Raw genomic sequence first — 15,607 nt, 5'->3', positions numbered from 1 at the left:
CTCAGCTCTTCGCGCCCGGCCCCTTCAACGCATTCCAGGCCGCCTGGTTGGCCTGGTCGAACGCCTTGCGGGATTCGTTCAGGGCGGCGCTGAACACTGACCAGGATTCGCTGCCGGTCTGCTTCAGCTTCTCGAGATGGGCGCCGGCCTCCGCCGCGTCGGATTTGAGCTGCTTCAGCACGGCGTCGAGATCGGTGGTGCCGACCGTCGTCACCTTGGCCGCCGCCTCGCGAAACCTGTCGGCCGACTCCCGCCACGCCTTTGCCTGCGCGGCGGCGATGTCCTTGAAGGTCGCCTGCTGCTGCGCGGCCTGCTTGCCGGCGGCGTCGAAATAGGCCTTCATCTGCGCCTCGAATCCGGCCCAGTGCGCGTCCAGCTCGGTCTTCGCGCTGGCCATCGCGGCTTCGCCGGCTTCGGCTTGCGTCTTGAGCAGGGCCTCGAGATCGCCGCGGCGCTTCTTGAGGTCCGCCATGATCTCCTGCGCCTTGGCCTTCGATGCCGCTTCGGCCTCGGTTGCCTTGATTTCGAGCGATGCCAGCGCGGCATCCATCTCGTGGAGGCGCTCCCTGGCCCAGTTCAGGTAGACCTGCATCGTGCTCTGTGCCGGCATGGCTGCTCTCCTCTGATCCATCCTGCGGCAAGCCATATAGAAACGGCGTCGTATAGTTTTGACATGCATCAAGGCCCCGGGGTGCCGGGCATCACGTTCGCGTGCAGGGCGGCAGTGCGCCCCGCATGGCGGACCGCCATGGCCGGTGCTAGTCATATGGTTCGAATATGATCGCACGAGGCGCGTCGAGATGACCGGTGACGAATTTCGTACGCTCGCTTTGTCGCTCGCCGGAACGACCGAGGCGCCTCACTTCGATCGCACTGCGTTCAAGCTGCACCGGACATTTGCGACCTTGGCCGCTGATGGCGCATCCGCCAACGTCCTGCTCACCCCCGACGAGCAGGAGCACTATGCCGGTCTGCTGCCCGGCGTATTTCGCCGGGTCCCGAACAAATGGGGTGATCAGGGCTGGACCACCGTGTCGCTGGCCGATGTCGACGCCGCTTGCCTGCGCCCCGTGCTCGAGAGCGCGTGGCGCGCCGCGCATCGTGCGCAGGGGTCACGCGGCCGCAACAGGCGCTGAGCCGCCCCCGCAACGAAATTCGCAGGCGGCGAAAAGGGTTCTCACACCCTCCGCCCGACCATCAGCAGGATGCCGCCGATCTGCGGCAGCAGCGCCAGCAGGATCAGGCGGAGCATGATGAAGTCCTCGGCGGAGGGCTTGACCACGCCGCGCGACACCCAGGCCACCAACTTGATCGCGGCCTCGGTTTGCGGATCGGCGGTCTGGCTGACCGTGGACATCGCCGCGTCCAGCGCCAGCCGGCGCTCGGCGACGGCGGCCTCGCGCTCCCGACAGAACTTGCCGACGCCGCCCTTGCACTCGCGGTCGCGCGCGGTCATTGCATCCGCAAGCGCCGTCTGCGCGGCCTGCACCGCGGGCGTGACCCGGGAGGCGCGCGCCAAGGTGACGTCGCTGATGTTGGTCGAGGCGAAGCCGATGCCGGCGGTGACCGCGAACACGAAGGTCATCAGCCACACCGTCCAGCCGGTCAGGGCCGAGGCGCGATGGCGCCCCTGCCACAGCCGCGCGGCGCAGGTCGGCATCACCAGCGCGACGAGGTCGGCGGTCACCCCGACCGCGAGAAACATCCAGCCGGCCGTGCTGTTCGAGCCGAGCGAATGCGCGAACCAGCCGTTCATCGCCATGCCGACCGCGGCGAGCGCCAGCGCGGCCAGTTGCAGCAGGATCGACGAGGCGGTGAGGCGTCCGCGTGCGACCTTGGCCGGAGTAACCGGCGCGGCGGCCGGAACGACCTCGCCCTCGATCACCGCGGGCGTTTCCCGCGGTGTCATTGTCGTCGGCGCGGTTGCTGCGGGGATCGCCGCGGCGGCCGCGCTCGCGGCGGCCTCCGTCCGTGCCGGCTCGGCCGCCGCCCGGCTCTTCGCCGGCTCGTTCACGAACTCCAGGAAGTCCGGCATGATCAGCGTCTCGGAGGCCAGCATCTCGTCGTCGAGCGCCGCCGTCTTGGCCTTCTCCGCCTTGTCGGCTCGGGGACGCGGACGCGGCTTGACCACCTTTGCCCGCTTCGGACGCGGCTTGGCCGTCTTCGGCTGCTGCCAGGGAATGATGGATGCGACTACGGACTCATCAGCCATCGGGGCTGCTCCAATCGGTGGTGATGGGCACGACTCTGCGTTTGCACGCAGCGCGTCTCGCGCCGGCATCGGGTGCACGTTTGATCGGGAATCGAGCAGCGGCCCGCCTCGAGGCGGGCTTTCGTTCTTGCGGCCGGGCTGGCGTCGCGCGAAGAAATCGTTGGCGTCTCACGCGCCCTGATCCGCCGATGATGCGGAGGGCTTGCGGTCACAAGCGCCACGTAATGAGGCGGCGCCCGGAAGGTTCTGGTCCGCGCGGGGCCGGGCCGGTCAGCCGTGCGCCCAACACCCTTGTTCTTAGCCAATGGTTAACACGGATTCGCCGGTTTCGAAACGGTGCCGGGTCCTCGTTCACATATCGGATGATCGCCAACCGAGAACTGCGTCTTTGCAGTCACAACCGCAAGTGACGCCCTTCTTGTTCAATGGACGAACGCTCGGGGCCTCGGCCTCGCGGCGCGCTATGGTAGGACCTCGAATGTGGAGCTCCGTCGTCGTCTCATGCAATGTCCCTGCGGCTCAGGCTTTCCCTACGATCGTTGTTGCGGTCGCTATCTCCAAGGTGATGATCGCCCGCCGACGGCCGAAGCTCTGATGCGCTCGCGCTATACGGCCTATACGCGCGGCGACATCGGCTACATCGAATCGACGCTCGCCGCCGACCGTCGCAGCGCGTTCGATGCCGCCGTGGCGAGAACCTGGGCGACGCGCGCGACATGGCTCGGCCTGCGCATCGTCTCGTCGGTCCGCGGCCAGCCCGGCGACGCCGACGGCGTCGTCAGCTTCGTCGCAACCTATCGCGAGGCCGGCAAGACCATCGAGCACCACGAGGTCTCACAGTTTCGCCGCGACGACGACGGCGCCTGGCGCTTCGTCGAGGGTGACGCGCGAGCCGTCGTCACTCAGCCGAAGCGGGCGGCCGTCACCGCGAAGGTCGGCCGCAATGATCCATGCCCGTGCGGTAGCGGCAAGAAATACAAATTCTGCTGCGGACGGTGAGCGCAGCTGTTGATAGGAGGGGGCGCGACTGCGGGCTCGTCAGGTGCTTCCGTGCCCCGCGAAGGCAGGCGCGCGGGCGCTCAAGCCGTTGGTGCCGGCGCCAACCTGGCAACGACGGTCCAGCGTCACCGGTCTTCCCGCGCCCGCTTAGTTGCGAGCGCGAATGAGATGCAAAGATCGGAGGTATGCGGCGCGAACGATCGCGGCGGCCTCAATGTGGCTGGCCGATGTCTGCTCGTTTCCGTCGCGCGTCAGAGCGGGGGCGCCACGATGCCAACAGAGCGCAGGACTTCTCTGCCGCCGCCTTGACTCCGCCCAACCGGGCTGGCCTAGAAGGACGTAGTTCCTAACAGGGGTGGTATCAGGTGGCGGAGTTGGACGAGCAGGTCCGGCAGGACGAACGCGAGCGGTCGCAGGTTGCCGCAACCCTGTCGCCGGCAACGAAGGCGCTGTCACCGCGCAAGGCAGCCATCCTCGACCATGCCAACGATTTCGCCGATGCGCGCGCCGGCTGGCGCGACAAGGCGGCGTTCTTTCACAGCGAGGACGCGTGCTATCTGCGCTTCCTGATCCCGCCGGGCAGCCGCGTGCTCGAGATCGGCTGCGGCCTCGGCGACACCCTGGCATCGCTCGCGCCGTCCTACGGCGTCGGCATCGACTTCAGCGAAAAGCAGATCAAGATCGCCCGCAGCCGGCATCCTGAGCTGACCTTCATTCTGGGCGACGCGGAGGATCCGGCCACGCTCGCCGCCGCCAGCGGCCCGTTCGATGTCATTCTGGTGCTCGACACCATCGGTTCGCTCGACGACTGCCAGCAGTTCATCGAGCAGTTGCACCCCTTGTGCACGCGCGAGACGCGCCTCGTCATCGGCTACTTCTCGCACCTCTGGTATCCGCTGCTGAAGGCTGCGGAGGCACTGGGCCTGCGGATGCCGCAGCCGGAGCAGAACGTGCTGTCGCCGGCCGACCTGCGCAATCTCGCGCAGCTTGCCGATTTCGATCCGGTGAAATCCGAGCAGCGCGTGCTGTCGCCGCTGCGGCTCTACGGCCTCGGCCGTTTCGCCAACCGCTTCCTCAGCGTGCTCCCGATTCTACGCGCCTTGTCGCTGCGGCACTATCTGGTGTCGCGCTCGCTCCGCTGCGTGAGCGACGACGTCCGCTCGGCGACCGTCGTGATCCCCGCGCGCAACGAGCGCGGCAACATCGAGCCCGCGGTGCGGCGCATCGCCGCGTTCTGCCCGGACATCGAGATCATCTTCATCGAGGGCCACAGCAGGGACGGCACCTATGAGGAGATGGAGCGGGTGCGCCAGGCGTTCCCGGACCACGACATCAAGCTGATGCGGCAGCCCGGCAAGGGCAAGGCCGACGCGGTGTTCACGGCCTTCGACGCGGCACGCGGCGACGTGCTGATGATTCTGGACGCCGACCTCACCATGCCGCCGGAGCAGTTGCCGAAGTTCTTCGAGGCGCTGCGCTCGGGCAAGGGCGAGTTCATCAACGGCTCGCGCCTGGTCTATCCGATGGACGAGGGCGCGATGCGCTTCCTCAACCTGATCGCCAACAAGACCTTCTCCTATCTGTTCTCGTGGCTCTTGAACCAGCGCTACACCGATACGCTCTGCGGCACCAAGGTGCTCCGCCGCAGCGACTATGTCAGGCTCAAGGCCGGCAAGGCCTATTTCGGCGATTTCGATCCGTTCGGCGATTTCGACCTGATCTTCGGCGCCTCCAAGCTGAACCTGAAATCGATCGACCTGCCGATCCGCTACGCCGCGCGCAGCTATGGCGAGACCCAGATCTCCCGCTTCCGCCACGGCTGGATGCTGCTCAAGATGGTCGTGTTCGCGTTCTTCAAGATCAAGGCGATCTGAGGATGACGGGAGTTCGCGGTGTCCAGCCTCAGAGGAGGCTGCGCCGATCGTTCGCCAATCGACCTACGTCGTCAAGGCCGGGCTTGACCCAGCCTTCCACGCCTTCGTTCGCCGAGGAAGGACGACGTGGATGCGCGGGACAAGCCCGCGCATGACGAAGAAAACGATTACGAAAACATCGAATCCGCCTCGTGACGCCTTCGATCGCCTGACGCGCTTCGGCTGGCACGGCGGCGTCGCGGTCGCGCTGCTGCTGTCGCTCGTGTCGTTCCTGGCCGTCGGCTATTTCACCGTCTATTGGCGCAATGCCGACATGGACTTCATGGTGATCTACAACGCGCTCGCCATCAACGATGGCGGCGCGCAGGCCTTCTTCGATCACCCGGCCTATCTCACCATCCTGTCGGTCGAGACCTGGTTCGCGTTGCTGCATCGGCTCGGCCTGCTCGACGCCTGGACATTGTCGGCGATCCCCGCCGATCACGCTGCCTTCGATGTCGCGATGACCGGCGCCGTCCATGCCGGACGCGTCGCCGCGCTGCTGACGGCGGCGGGCCTCATCCTGGCCTTTGCCTGGCTGGCGCGCCGGCTGGTGTCCGATTGGCGCATCGCCATGCTCGCCGTCACGGCCTTCGTATTTTCCGGCGGCGTGCAGATGCATCTGCGCATCCTGCGCAGCGAGATGATGGCGGCGTCGTTCTGCATTCTCGCGCTGATGATCCTGATCGTGGCGGCGCGCCGCGCCAGCCTCGCGCGTCCGCTTGCGATCGGGCTCGCCGCCACGCTCTGCACGCTCGGTCTGGAGAACAAGGTCCATGCGATCCTGTTGATCGCCGCGATCCCCGTGCTGGTGCTGCCGTTCGGCACGGCGACGAGCCGAAGCGTTGCGTTCTGGCAATCGCCGCGCGCCTGGGCGGCCGTGCTGGTCGCCGGGATCGCTGCGCTGCTCGCCATGAGCGCTGCCTGGCCCCTGATCGTCGCCGGCTTCGATCCTGTCAACGCAACGGCTGCCGGCCTCAAACCCATGCTGTTGGGCCGCTTCGGCGTCTATCAGCTCGCGCTGCTCGGCCTGATCGCGGCCTGCATGGTCGTCTTCGCGTGGCTGTGGCGCGTGAGCGCGGCCGAAACTGTTGCGGCGCTACTGGCGATGGTCGCCGGCGCCGCGATCGGCCTGCTCGCGCTGGATCTGAGCTACGACGTCAACGATGTCGTCGTCGTGCTCAATCCGCTGGAGAAGATGATCACCTTTGTCGACGCGCCAGATGCCGCCGGTAGCCTGAGCGGTGCGATCGGGCTGTTGTTGTCCGGGCTGTTCGGGGTCATCAGGCGCTACACCTTCGTGCTGCAAACATCGGCGCGGCCCACGGTGTTCATGACCTGGCTGATCATCCCCGGCATCGTCATGGCCTGGCGCCGCGGTGAGCGGCAGGCGGCCATCCAAGCCGTCCTCCTGATGCTGGCGGCCATCGGCATCGACACGCTCGGCGTCCGCCGCGGGCTGAAGGTCGAGTACTTCGTCTTCACCGATCCCCTGATCATCATTGCCGGCATGGTCCTGCTCGATCATCTGGCGGACCTGCGCTTCTCCCGCTTCGCCTATCCGATCGGCGCGGCGCTGCTCGCGCTCCATGTCGGCATCAGCCAGGCCGAGCCGGTCAAGATGGCGCTCAAGCGCAGGGGGCCTGAGGAGGTCTGCGCGTGGAGCGGCCACTACATGCCACGGATGGCGCTGCCCTGGTGCGCGCCGCCGAACAGCCCGCCGAGGACGTGACGGCCGACGCTCAGGAGCGTCAAGACAATCCTGATCGCACCCTGCGGCGTGGCTTGACCGGCGCAAAGATCGCCGCGAGATCCGCGCCGTCGGGCGCCGGGCACTCGTCGAGCCGCAGCCGGCCCTCGACATGCAGGAAGTGCTCGCGCGACACCGCGATCGCGCGCATCAGGTCGCGGTCGCGTAGCGCCGCGACGATCGCGCCGTGCTCGTCGACCGCGCAGATCGACTGCGCCGCCGGCTCGTACACCGACACCATCACCGAGGAGCGGCTGAGCAGGTCGCCGAGCATGCGCGACAATTCCGGATTGCCGAGCGCGTCGACCAGGTGGACATGAAAGGCGCCGGACAGCCGCACCGAGGTCGCGCGATCGCCGCGCCGCGCCGCCGCGCGCTCCTCCTCCAGATGCGCGTCGAGCCGGGCGAGCAAACCATCGTCGACCCGCAGCACCAGCTGGCTGAGCACGCCGGCCTCGAGCACGCGATGCGCCTCATAGACCCGTCTGATATCATCAAGCGTCGGCCGCGGCACCCGCGCGCCGCGGTTCGGAATCATCTCCAGCCGCCGCTCGGCGCCGAGCCGGTGCAGCACCTTGCGGATGCGCTCGCGCGACACGCCGAAGACCGCGGCCAGCGGCGTCTCGGCGAGCTTGGTGCCGGCCTTGAGCTTGCCTTCCAGCAGCGCGCGCAGAATGGCCTGATACACCGCCTCGTCCTCGGCGGGATTGGCCTTCCCGATTCGCTGCGCTCGCATCGCCATGCTCCGTAGCTAGGCCCAAAGCCGCGGCAGGTCACCTCCAAAAAATGTGCACATTATGCTCGCGGCCGGGGAGGAGGCCGGTCGAGAAGCGGATCGAGGAAGAGCTCAGAGCAATGATCTCGTTGATGAATCCAAAAATGTGCACATTTGGCACGGCGCTTGCTGATCCTGGTGACACGTCACGCGACAGCTCACACGGGATCCTCTCATGCACCCCTTCTCCCGCCGCAGCCTCCTGAAAACCGGTGCGGCCTTCGCCGCCACCCTTGCCGCGCCCGCGCTGGTGCGCGCCGCCCCCAAAGAGATCGTGATCGGCGGCCCCGCCGGTGCCGCCAAATATTTCAACGCCGATCTGTTTCCGGTGCTGGAGAAGAAGCTCGACTGCAAGGTGCTCTACGAGGGGACGAACTCGCTGACCAATCTGCAGAAGATGCAGGCCGACAAGGCCAGCCCGAAGATCTCCGTCGTGATCATGGACGACCCGGTGATGCTGCCGGCCGCGGCCGAAGGGCTGATCACCAGGATGTCGTCGGCGGCGATTCCCAATCTCGGCAAGCTCGTCGACGACGCGGTGCACCAGGACGGCATGTGGGCCAACTACCAGAAGCCGTGGGTCGGCATCGCCTATTCCACCAGGCGCATGAAGACGGCACCTGGCAGCTGGGCCGAGCTGTGGGATGCGAAATACGACTCCAAGATCGTCGTGCCGTCGTTGTCCAACACCGAAGGATTCTGGACGCTGCTCGCCGCCGCGCATCTCGAGACCGGCAAGCCCTACAAGGAAGCGCAATACGAGATCGATGCCGGATTCAAGAAGATCAAGAGCCTGAAGGCCAATCTTCTGAACGTCTATACCAATGCGCCGCAGGCCATCAATCTGCTGGAGCAGGGCGAGGCCTGGATGATCGGCGGCCAGTTCTCGGCCTACACCTTGATCCGCAAGGCCGACGGCTCGCCGGTCGATCTCGCGATCCCCAGGGATGGCGGCTTCTCGATGCCGTCGGGCATCGCCAAGGTGAGCGGCGCGCCGGCCGGCGATCTCGCCGACGCCGTGATCGACTTCTATCTCAGCCCGGAGGCGCAGAGCATTCTCGCCAAGACGGCCTTCATCGCGCCGACCAATCAGGCCACGCCGTTGCCGGCCGGCTATCCCGATCCCGCGACATTGTTCGCGCCCGACTGGGCCTTCATCGCCAAGAACCGCGCCGGCTGGGTCGACCGCTGGAGCAAGGAGATGACATGACCGCCGCGCCGCATCTCGTCATCAGCGGGGTCTCGAAGCGGTTTGGCGCGGCGACCGTGCTCGATCGCGTCGATCTCACGATCCGACGCGGCGAGCTGGTCACCCTGCTCGGCCCGTCCGGCTGCGGCAAGACCACCTTGCTGCGTGCCATCGCCGGCCTGGCGCCACCGGACAGCGGCACGATTTCGCTCGCCGGGCGCGACGTCACCCATGTGCCGCCGCATCGACGCAATGTCGGCGTCGTGTTCCAGAGCTACGCGTTGTTCCCGCATCTCACCGTCGCCGGCAACGTTGCTTTCGGCCTGAAGGTGCGCGGCACGCCGAAGGCCGAGATCGATCGCGCGGTGGAGCGCGCGCTTTCGCTGGTCAAGCTTGGCCATCTCGGCGGCCGCCGCATCTCGGCGCTGTCGGGCGGCCAGCAGCAGCGCGTGGCGCTGGCGCGCGCGATCGCGGTCGAGCCGGACGTGCTGCTGTTCGACGAGGCGCTGTCGGCGCTCGATCGCAAGCTGCGCGAGGAGATGCAGGTCGAGCTGCGCCGTCTGCTGCAGGAGGTCAAGGCGACCGCGATCTTCGTCACCCACGACCAGGACGAGGCGCTGACCATGTCGGACCGCGTCGCGGTCGTGAACAGAGGCCGCATCGAGCAGTTCGCCGAGCCGCGCGAGCTCTATGCCCGGCCTGCGAGTTTGTTCGCGCTCAACTTCGTCGGACTGTCGACGCGCATCGCGGGCCAGGTGGTCGGCGCGCATGACGGCACGGTGGACGTCGTGACGCCGGTCGGCCGTCTGTCGGCGCGCGGCGCGTTTCAGCCCGGCGCCTCGGTGATCGTGGCGACGCGGCCGGAGCAATTGCGTCTCGGCGCCGGAGACGGTGCCAACTCCGCGGCCGGACGGGTGCGCTCCGTCGTGTTTCAGGGCTCGCGGACTCTCGTGGATGTCGATGCCGGCGCCGGCGCGAGCCTGCTCGCCGAGCTGTCGGGGCGCGAGGCCGAGCTGCCGCGCGTGCACGACGAGGTCCGCTTCGCATGGCCGGTGACCGAAACCTTCGCCTTCGCCGCCGAGGCCTCGCCATGACCGACGCCGCGTTGCCCGCACCGATGATCAAGCCAGCGCCGGATCGCGAGCGGCTTGCCGCGGTCGGCTTCGTCGCGCCCGCGGCGCTGATCATCGCGCTGGTGTTCGTGCTGCCGCTGGCGCTGCTGCTCGGCGTCAGCGTGCTCGACGCCAAGGGCGGCGTCACATCGGCGCACTACGTCCGGCTGCTCGGCACGCCTTATTATCTTGGCGTCATCTGGAATTCGCTGCGGCTCGGCCTGCTGACGACGCTGATCGCCTTCCTCGTCTCCTACCCGGCCGCGTTTGCACTGGCCCGCGCCCGCGGCGCGCTGCGCTCGATCCTGCTCGCCACGCTGTTCCTGCCGCTGGCGGCTTGCGTCATCGTCAAGGCCTTTGCCTGGACCATCCTGCTACGCAGCGACGGCCTCATCAACGAAACGCTGATCGCGCTCCACATCATCGAGGATCCGATTCGCATGATCTTCACCCAGACGGCGCTGATCGTGGGCGCGGTCAACATCTTCCCGCCATTCATGGTGCTGCCGATCTACGCCGTGGTGGCGCAGCTCGATGGCCGCTGTGCCGAGGCAGCGGCGACGCTCGGCGCTTCTCCGCTCGTGGTGTTCTTTCGCGTCATCCTGCCGCTGACCTTGCCCGGCATCGTCGCTGGGGTCGCGCTGGTGTTCTCGCTGTCGGTGTCGGCCTATGTGGTGCCGACGCTGTTGATCGGCGAGAAATACCCGACGCTCGCGACCACGATCGCCAAGGCGTATTTGCTGGCGCGCGAGCCCGGTTTCGGCGCCGCCGCCGGCGTCGTGCTGCTCGCGATTGCCGTCATCGTCGTCGCGCTCAGCGCACGGCTGTCGCGGGAGCCGAAATGATGACGCGCATCGCCATCATCATCTGCTGGCTGCTCGCGATCGGCCTGGCGCTGTTCCTGCTGCTGCCGCTCGTCGTCATCGCCGCCGCGTCGTTCTCGCCGACCCCGGTGTTCGATCTGCCGCTGACGGGCGCATCGCTGCGCTGGTATGGCCGCATCGGCCGGCTCGACGGCTTCTGGCCGTCGTTGTTGCTGTCGCTGCAGATCGCGCTGCTGTCGACGGCGCTGTCGCTGGTCGCTGGCACGCTCGCCGCGATCGCCATCGCCCGTGGCAAATTGCCAGGTGCCACCGCCGTCGGGACGCTGCTGGTGTCGCCGCTGATGATGCCCGGCCTGGTGCTTGGCATCGCGCTGCTGCAATATTTCCGCGTGATCGGCTTCACCCCGACCTGGAGCGCGCTGCTGGTGGCGCATCTCGTGGTGACCTTGCCTTACGTCGCGCGCACCATGATCGCCGGCCTGTCGCGCTTCGACTTCACCCTGATCGAGGCCGCGCGCACGCTCGGCTGTACCTATGCCGGCAGCATCCTGCGCGTGATGGTGCCGGCGCTGGCGCCGTCGTTCCTGATCGCCGGCCTGTTCAGCCTGTTGGCCTCGTTCGACAACTATCCCGTCTCGATCTTTCTCACCGACGTGCGCTCGAAAACGCTGCCGATCCGCATGCTGCAATATATCGAGGAGGCGCCCGATCCGACGCTCGCGGCGCTGTCCACCCTCATTCTCGCCGGCACCCTGGTGCTGCTGCTGATCAGCGACCGCCTGGTCGGCCTGCACCGCATGGCTGGAACCGCGGATTGACACGATGACCCCACAGCCTGTTTTCCGCCGCGATCTCACCGGTTATGCCGGCAGGCCGCCGCATCCGCGCTGGCCCGACGACGCACGCGTCGCGGTGTCGCTGGTGGTGAATTTCGAGGAGGGCTCGGAATTCTCGGTGTCCGACGGCGATCCGAGCAACGAGGCGATCTACGAGGTCGTGCATCGGCTGGACGGCCCCGACCCCTGTATCGACAGCCATTTCGAATACGGCACGCGCGCGGCATGGTGGCGCATCATGGACTTGTTCGACGCCCACGGCGTCAAGGTCACCGTCAGCGCCTGCGGCCGCGCGGTCGAGCGCTCGCCGGAGCTGGCGCGCGACGCGGTGGCGCGCGGTCACGAGGTGTCGGCGCATGGCTGGCGCTGGCAGAGCCATGCCGGGATGGGCGAGACCGAGGAGCGCCGCGTGATCGCGCGCACGGTTGAGACGATCCAGCGCGTCACCGGCCAGCATCCGCTCGGCTGGCATACGCGCTCGGCGGCGTCCGCGAACACGCGGCGGCTGCTGGTCGAGCAGGGCGGCTTCCTCTACGACAGCGACGCCTACAATGACGACCTGCCGTACTATGTCGCCGTCGCCGGCCGGGCGCATCTGGTGCTGCCCTACGCCTTCGACAGCAACGACATGCAGTTCTTCAACGGCTCGCGCTTCCGCGGCGCCGACTTCGCCGACTACGTCATCGACGCCTTCGACTGGCTCGCCCGCGAGGGCGAGACGGCGCCGAAGATGCTCTCGATCGGGCTTCATTTGCGCATGATCGGCCGCCCCGGCCGGATCGGCGCGCTCGACCGCATCCTGTCCCACGTCACCGGCAGCGGCGTGGCCTGGATCGCGCCGCGCGCCGACATCGCCCGGCACTGGCTGGCGACCGTGCCGCCACCCGGCACGACCTGACGGACCTTGGCCTGGTGACGGACTGGCGCGGCCCGGCCTGGCCGCCTACATCATGCGCCATGATCGATCCTCTCGCGCTAAAATCCTTCATCGACAGCCACCACCGGATCGTCGTGCTCACCGGCGCCGGCTGCAGCACAAATTCCGGCATTCCCGATTATCGCGACAATGACGGGCAGTGGAAGCGCACGCCGCCGGTGACCTATCAGGCCTTCATGGGCAGTGAGGAGACGCGCCGGCGCTACTGGGCGCGCAGCATGGTCGGCTGGCGGCGCTTCGGCCGCGCCCAGCCGAACGGCGCGCACCATGCGCTGGCGCGGCTGGAGGCGCAGGGCCGCTGCTCGCTGCTGGTGACGCAGAACGTCGACCGGCTGCACCAAGCCGCGGGCACCAGCAATGTTATCGACCTGCACGGCCGGCTCGATCGCGTCCGCTGCATGGGCTGCGGCGCGACGCTGTCGCGGGCCGCATTTCAGGACGAGCTGGCGAACGCCAATCCGCGCTGGCTGGCGCATGATGCCGCCGATGCGCCCGATGGCGACGCCGATCTCGACGGTGTCGATTTCGCTGAGTTCACCGTTCCGGCCTGTCACGCCTGCGGCGGCGTCCTCAAGTCCGACGTCGTATTCTTCGGCGAGACCGTGCCGCGCGAGGTCGTCGCCACGGCGCGCGACCATGTCGATCAGGCCGACGCGATGCTCGTGGTCGGCACGTCGCTGATGGTCTATTCCGGCTTCCGCTTCGTCCGCGCCGCCGCCGACCGCGCCATCCCGATCGCCGCCGTCAATCTCGGCCGCACCCGCGCGGATGAGCTGTTGTCGCTGAAGGTCGAGGCGCCGTGTGATGCGGCGCTGGCGTTCCTGCTCGAGGGATAGGGTAGGCGGTCCCCTCTCCGCCGTCATGGCCGGGCTTGACCCGGCCATCCAGCTTTTTAGTCTCTGTAGAGATGGATGCCCGGGTCAAGCCCGGGCATGACGAGAAATCAAGTCCAGGGGCTGCCTCACCGCGACTGCGGCTTCTCGCGGTTCTCGATGCGGTCCTTGTTGTTGACCTGCTCGTTCTCCGGCTTGCCGACCTCGACGGTCTTGCCGGCCTGGTTGCCTGGATTGTAGTGGAACTTGCCTTCGCGATGCTCGCCCGGCTGCTTCCGATCGGGATTGACATTGTCGGCCATGGAACTCTCCTGTCGCTGTGCCGGACAACGTCGCGGGCGTGATGCTTGTTCCGCGGCTGAGCGCCGCGGCCCCGTCCATGCGGCATCATCTCTCTCTGTGCGGACCGTCACGGAAGCAGCGCGCCCTGACCGTCATGATCCTCGCATGGGCTGCAGGGGCAGCCTCAAGCAACGAGGGACAAGGTCATGACGTCCAGCATTCGTCTTTTCGCCGCCGCCGCCATCGTCGCGGGCGCGAGCCTGCTCGCGTCAGCATCGACATCGCCGGCGTCTGCCGGCTGGGAATGGCTCGGCAACAAGAACTACGTCAACTGCCTGCAGCTGTTTGCGAGCGGCAACTTCCTGATCCCGGCAAACGCCACCCCGGCCCAGCGTGCGGCGAAGCACGAAGCCGGCCGCCGCTACTGCAATCGCCAGTACTACGGCCACGATTGAGGATGACAGCTGCAGGCACGATCGAGGCCGCGCCGCCTCGATCGTCGCGGCCTGCTGCCTCACGCCCCCGTCACGCGCCAGATGCAGTTGCCGACGTCGTCGGCCACCAGCAGCGAGCCGTCCGGGCCGATGACGACGCCGACCGGGCGGCCATAGGAGAAGCTCTCGTCCGGCGCCAGGAAGCCGGAGAGAATGTCGCGCGCCGGACCCGACGGCTTGCCGTTCTCGAACGGAATGAACACGACCTTGTAGCCGGACAGCTTGCTGCGATTCCACGAGCCGTGCTGGCCGATCACCATGCCCTCGGGGAAGCCGGGCAAGGTGCCCGCCGGAAGCCAGCACAGGCCGAGCGAGGCGGTGTGGCCGCCGAGCGCGTAGTCCGGCGTCAGCGCGGTCGCGACCAAAGCGGGGTCCTGCGGCACGCGGTCGTCGACCGTCTTGCCCCAGTAGCAATAGGGCCAGCCATAGAAGCCGCCCTCGCGCACCGAGGTCAGATAGTCCGGCGGCGTCTCGTCGCCGAGCCCGTCGCGCTCGTTGACGACGGTCCACAGCACCTTCGTCGACGGCTCGAACGCCAGCCCGACCGTATTGCGCAGGCCACCTGCGAAGATGCGGCTCGCGCCGCTCGCGATGTCCAGCTCATAGATGCAGGCGCGGCCCTGTTCGACCTCGAAGCCCAGTTCGGCGATGTTGGTGAGCGAGCCGACACCGGCATAGAGCTTGGTGCCGTCGGGGCTGACCAAAAGACTGCGCGTCCAATGGCCGCCGGGCTTGAACGTGGTGAGGCGCTTGCCCTGCGCCGTGATGCGCTCCGCGCCCGCGGCATAGGGGAAGGCGACGATGCCGTCGGTGTTGCCGATATAGAAGGTGTTGCCGACCAGCGCCATGCCGAACGGCTGGCTGAGATTTTCCATGAAGGCATTGCTGATCTCGGCGGTGCCGTCGCCATCGGCATCGACCAGCCGGGTGATGCGGTTGGCGCTGACGCCGAGCGCTGCGGCGCGGCGCATCGTCGCCTGCATCGCATAGCCGAACATGTTGCGCACCGGGCTCGGAATCTGGGTGGCCTCGGCGATCAGCACCGATCTGTCCGGCATCACATAGATCCACCGCGGATGATCGAGCCCGGTGGCAAACGCATTCACCTTCAGCCCCGCCGCCGCCACCGGCTTCTCGCCGTCGCGCCAGCCCCGCGCCGTCGGCATCTTCAAGGTCGGCAGCAGGCCCTGCGGCTTCGCCAGGGGAATCTGCGGCTGCGCGCCCCAGGCCGGCTGCGGCGTCTCCCCCTGCAGCTTGCGCCACTGCAGCGCCGCATTGCCAACCAGCGCGACACCGCGCGCAACGATGGAGGAGAGGGTCATGAAACGTCCTGTGGGATGAGACAGAGGCAGGGTGTGATGGTCGAGATCCATAATACATCTCGCCGACGCGGCGGATGTGACGATTCTGCGGAGCGGGCGCGGTTGGCCTGCGTGCCCTGCATGCGCGGC

15 protein-coding genes and 1 pseudogene are annotated in these 15,607 nt (G+C 67.5%); 11 read left to right on the top strand and 5 right to left on the bottom strand.

Annotated elements, in window-relative coordinates; genetic code table 11:
* Position 1: 1 nt before the first annotated feature.
* A complete protein-coding gene (locus QX051_RS19600; protein ID WP_315777267.1) occupies positions 2–610 on the bottom strand; it encodes a hypothetical protein in 609 nt (202 codons plus the stop codon).
* Positions 611–800: 190 nt separating this feature from the next.
* On the opposite strand from QX051_RS19600, the gene QX051_RS19595 reads away from it, so the two are divergent.
* The gene (locus tag QX051_RS19595; protein WP_315777266.1) at positions 801–1,136 is read left to right on the top strand and encodes an MmcQ/YjbR family DNA-binding protein; all 336 of its coding nucleotides are present in this window, start codon (positions 801–803) and stop codon (positions 1,134–1,136) included.
* A gap of 41 nt (positions 1,137–1,177) precedes the next feature.
* Here the strand turns inward: QX051_RS19595 and QX051_RS19590 are convergent, their stop codons facing one another.
* Entirely contained in the window at positions 1,178–2,212 is a 1,035-nt protein-coding gene (locus tag QX051_RS19590; RefSeq protein ID WP_315777265.1) for a hypothetical protein, read from the bottom strand.
* A gap of 501 nt (positions 2,213–2,713) precedes the next feature.
* On the opposite strand from QX051_RS19590, the gene QX051_RS19585 reads away from it, so the two are divergent.
* The 3 genes from QX051_RS19585 to QX051_RS19575 all read left to right on the top strand — a co-directional run bounded on the left by QX051_RS19585 (position 2,714) and on the right by QX051_RS19575 (position 6,856).
* Positions 2,714–3,211: a YchJ family protein gene (locus QX051_RS19585; protein WP_315740825.1), complete on the top strand. Its 498-nt coding sequence runs from the start codon at positions 2,714–2,716 to the stop codon at positions 3,209–3,211.
* 365 nt (positions 3,212–3,576) lie between these two features.
* Entirely contained in the window at positions 3,577–5,085 is a 1,509-nt protein-coding gene (locus tag QX051_RS19580; RefSeq protein WP_315777264.1) for a bifunctional class I SAM-dependent methyltransferase/glycosyltransferase family 2 protein, read from the top strand.
* A 151-nt stretch (positions 5,086–5,236) separates the two neighbouring features.
* The gene (locus QX051_RS19575; RefSeq protein WP_315777263.1) at positions 5,237–6,856 is read left to right on the top strand and encodes a hypothetical protein; all 1,620 of its coding nucleotides are present in this window, start codon (positions 5,237–5,239) and stop codon (positions 6,854–6,856) included.
* A gap of 19 nt (positions 6,857–6,875) precedes the next feature.
* Here QX051_RS19575 and QX051_RS19570 read toward each other — a convergent pair whose 3' ends face one another.
* Positions 6,876–7,616 carry a GntR family transcriptional regulator gene (locus QX051_RS19570; RefSeq protein ID WP_315777262.1) on the bottom strand — a complete coding sequence of 247 codons (741 nt, stop codon included), beginning with the start codon at positions 7,614–7,616 and terminating at the stop codon, positions 6,876–6,878.
* Positions 7,617–7,824: 208 nt separating this feature from the next.
* Here QX051_RS19570 and QX051_RS19565 point away from each other — a divergent pair, with 208 nt between their 5' ends.
* The 6 genes and pseudogenes from QX051_RS19565 (at position 7,825) to QX051_RS19540 (ending at position 13,383) form a co-directional block, all read left to right on the top strand.
* Positions 7,825–8,859 carry an extracellular solute-binding protein gene (locus QX051_RS19565; RefSeq protein WP_315777261.1) on the top strand — a complete coding sequence of 345 codons (1,035 nt, stop codon included), beginning with the start codon at positions 7,825–7,827 and terminating at the stop codon, positions 8,857–8,859.
* Entirely contained in the window at positions 8,856–9,932 is a 1,077-nt protein-coding gene (locus QX051_RS19560) for an ABC transporter ATP-binding protein (protein ID WP_315777260.1), read from the top strand. Before QX051_RS19565 ends, QX051_RS19560 begins: the two co-directional genes overlap by 4 nt.
* A complete protein-coding gene (locus tag QX051_RS19555; protein ID WP_315777259.1) occupies positions 9,929–10,795 on the top strand; it encodes an ABC transporter permease in 867 nt (288 codons plus the stop codon). The genes QX051_RS19560 and QX051_RS19555 overlap by 4 nt, the downstream gene beginning before the upstream one ends.
* Entirely contained in the window at positions 10,792–11,592 is an 801-nt protein-coding gene (locus QX051_RS19550) for an ABC transporter permease (RefSeq protein ID WP_315777258.1), read from the top strand. Before QX051_RS19555 ends, QX051_RS19550 begins: the two co-directional genes overlap by 4 nt.
* A gap of 4 nt (positions 11,593–11,596) precedes the next feature.
* Positions 11,597–12,508 (top strand): polysaccharide deacetylase family protein, encoded by a 912-nt coding sequence (locus QX051_RS19545; RefSeq protein WP_315777257.1) that lies wholly within the window; start codon positions 11,597–11,599, stop codon positions 12,506–12,508.
* 52 nt (positions 12,509–12,560) lie between these two features.
* A pseudogene (locus QX051_RS19540) lies at positions 12,561–13,383 on the top strand (NAD-dependent protein deacetylase).
* A 125-nt stretch (positions 13,384–13,508) separates the two neighbouring features.
* Here the strand turns inward: QX051_RS19540 and QX051_RS19535 are convergent.
* Positions 13,509–13,682: a hypothetical protein gene (locus tag QX051_RS19535; protein WP_315740815.1), complete on the bottom strand. Its 174-nt coding sequence runs from the start codon at positions 13,680–13,682 to the stop codon at positions 13,509–13,511.
* A gap of 186 nt (positions 13,683–13,868) precedes the next feature.
* On the opposite strand from QX051_RS19535, the gene QX051_RS19530 reads away from it, so the two are divergent.
* A complete protein-coding gene (locus QX051_RS19530) occupies positions 13,869–14,117 on the top strand; it encodes a hypothetical protein (RefSeq protein ID WP_315777256.1) in 249 nt (82 codons plus the stop codon).
* A gap of 59 nt (positions 14,118–14,176) precedes the next feature.
* On the opposite strand, the gene QX051_RS19525 is transcribed toward QX051_RS19530, so the two are convergent.
* On the bottom strand, positions 14,177–15,478 hold the full coding sequence (locus QX051_RS19525) for a sorbosone dehydrogenase family protein (RefSeq protein ID WP_315777255.1): 1,302 nt from the start codon (positions 15,476–15,478) through the stop codon (positions 14,177–14,179).
* Between the last annotated feature and the right edge of the window lie 129 nt (positions 15,479–15,607).

This window comes from Bradyrhizobium sp. SZCCHNR1053 (genome assembly GCF_032381235.1).
Classification (GTDB): Bacteria; Pseudomonadota; Alphaproteobacteria; order Rhizobiales; family Xanthobacteraceae; genus Bradyrhizobium.
This window is presented reverse-complemented; position numbering and strand designations above follow the sequence as displayed.

What these genes read in the sequence shown, in the direction of transcription:
- QX051_RS19600 (WP_315777267.1), bottom strand. Translation starts at nt 610, where the DNA reads ATGCCGGCACAGAGCACGATGCAGGTCTACCTGAACTGGGCCAGGGAG.
- QX051_RS19595 (WP_315777266.1), top strand. Translation starts at nt 801, where the DNA reads ATGACCGGTGACGAATTTCGTACGCTCGCTTTGTCGCTCGCCGGAACG.
- QX051_RS19590 (WP_315777265.1), bottom strand. Translation starts at nt 2,212, where the DNA reads ATGGCTGATGAGTCCGTAGTCGCATCCATCATTCCCTGGCAGCAGCCG.
- QX051_RS19585 (WP_315740825.1), top strand. Translation starts at nt 2,714, where the DNA reads ATGCAATGTCCCTGCGGCTCAGGCTTTCCCTACGATCGTTGTTGCGGT.
- QX051_RS19575 (WP_315777263.1), top strand. Translation starts at nt 5,237, where the DNA reads ATGACGAAGAAAACGATTACGAAAACATCGAATCCGCCTCGTGACGCC.
- QX051_RS19570 (WP_315777262.1), bottom strand. Translation starts at nt 7,616, where the DNA reads ATGGCGATGCGAGCGCAGCGAATCGGGAAGGCCAATCCCGCCGAGGAC.
- QX051_RS19565 (WP_315777261.1), top strand. Translation starts at nt 7,825, where the DNA reads ATGCACCCCTTCTCCCGCCGCAGCCTCCTGAAAACCGGTGCGGCCTTC.
- QX051_RS19560 (WP_315777260.1), top strand. Translation starts at nt 8,856, where the DNA reads ATGACCGCCGCGCCGCATCTCGTCATCAGCGGGGTCTCGAAGCGGTTT.
- QX051_RS19555 (WP_315777259.1), top strand. Translation starts at nt 9,929, where the DNA reads ATGACCGACGCCGCGTTGCCCGCACCGATGATCAAGCCAGCGCCGGAT.
- QX051_RS19550 (WP_315777258.1), top strand. Translation starts at nt 10,792, where the DNA reads ATGATGACGCGCATCGCCATCATCATCTGCTGGCTGCTCGCGATCGGC.
- QX051_RS19545 (WP_315777257.1), top strand. Translation starts at nt 11,597, where the DNA reads ATGACCCCACAGCCTGTTTTCCGCCGCGATCTCACCGGTTATGCCGGC.
- QX051_RS19535 (WP_315740815.1), bottom strand. Translation starts at nt 13,682, where the DNA reads ATGGCCGACAATGTCAATCCCGATCGGAAGCAGCCGGGCGAGCATCGC.
- QX051_RS19530 (WP_315777256.1), top strand. Translation starts at nt 13,869, where the DNA reads ATGACGTCCAGCATTCGTCTTTTCGCCGCCGCCGCCATCGTCGCGGGC.
- QX051_RS19525 (WP_315777255.1), bottom strand. Translation starts at nt 15,478, where the DNA reads ATGACCCTCTCCTCCATCGTTGCGCGCGGTGTCGCGCTGGTTGGCAAT.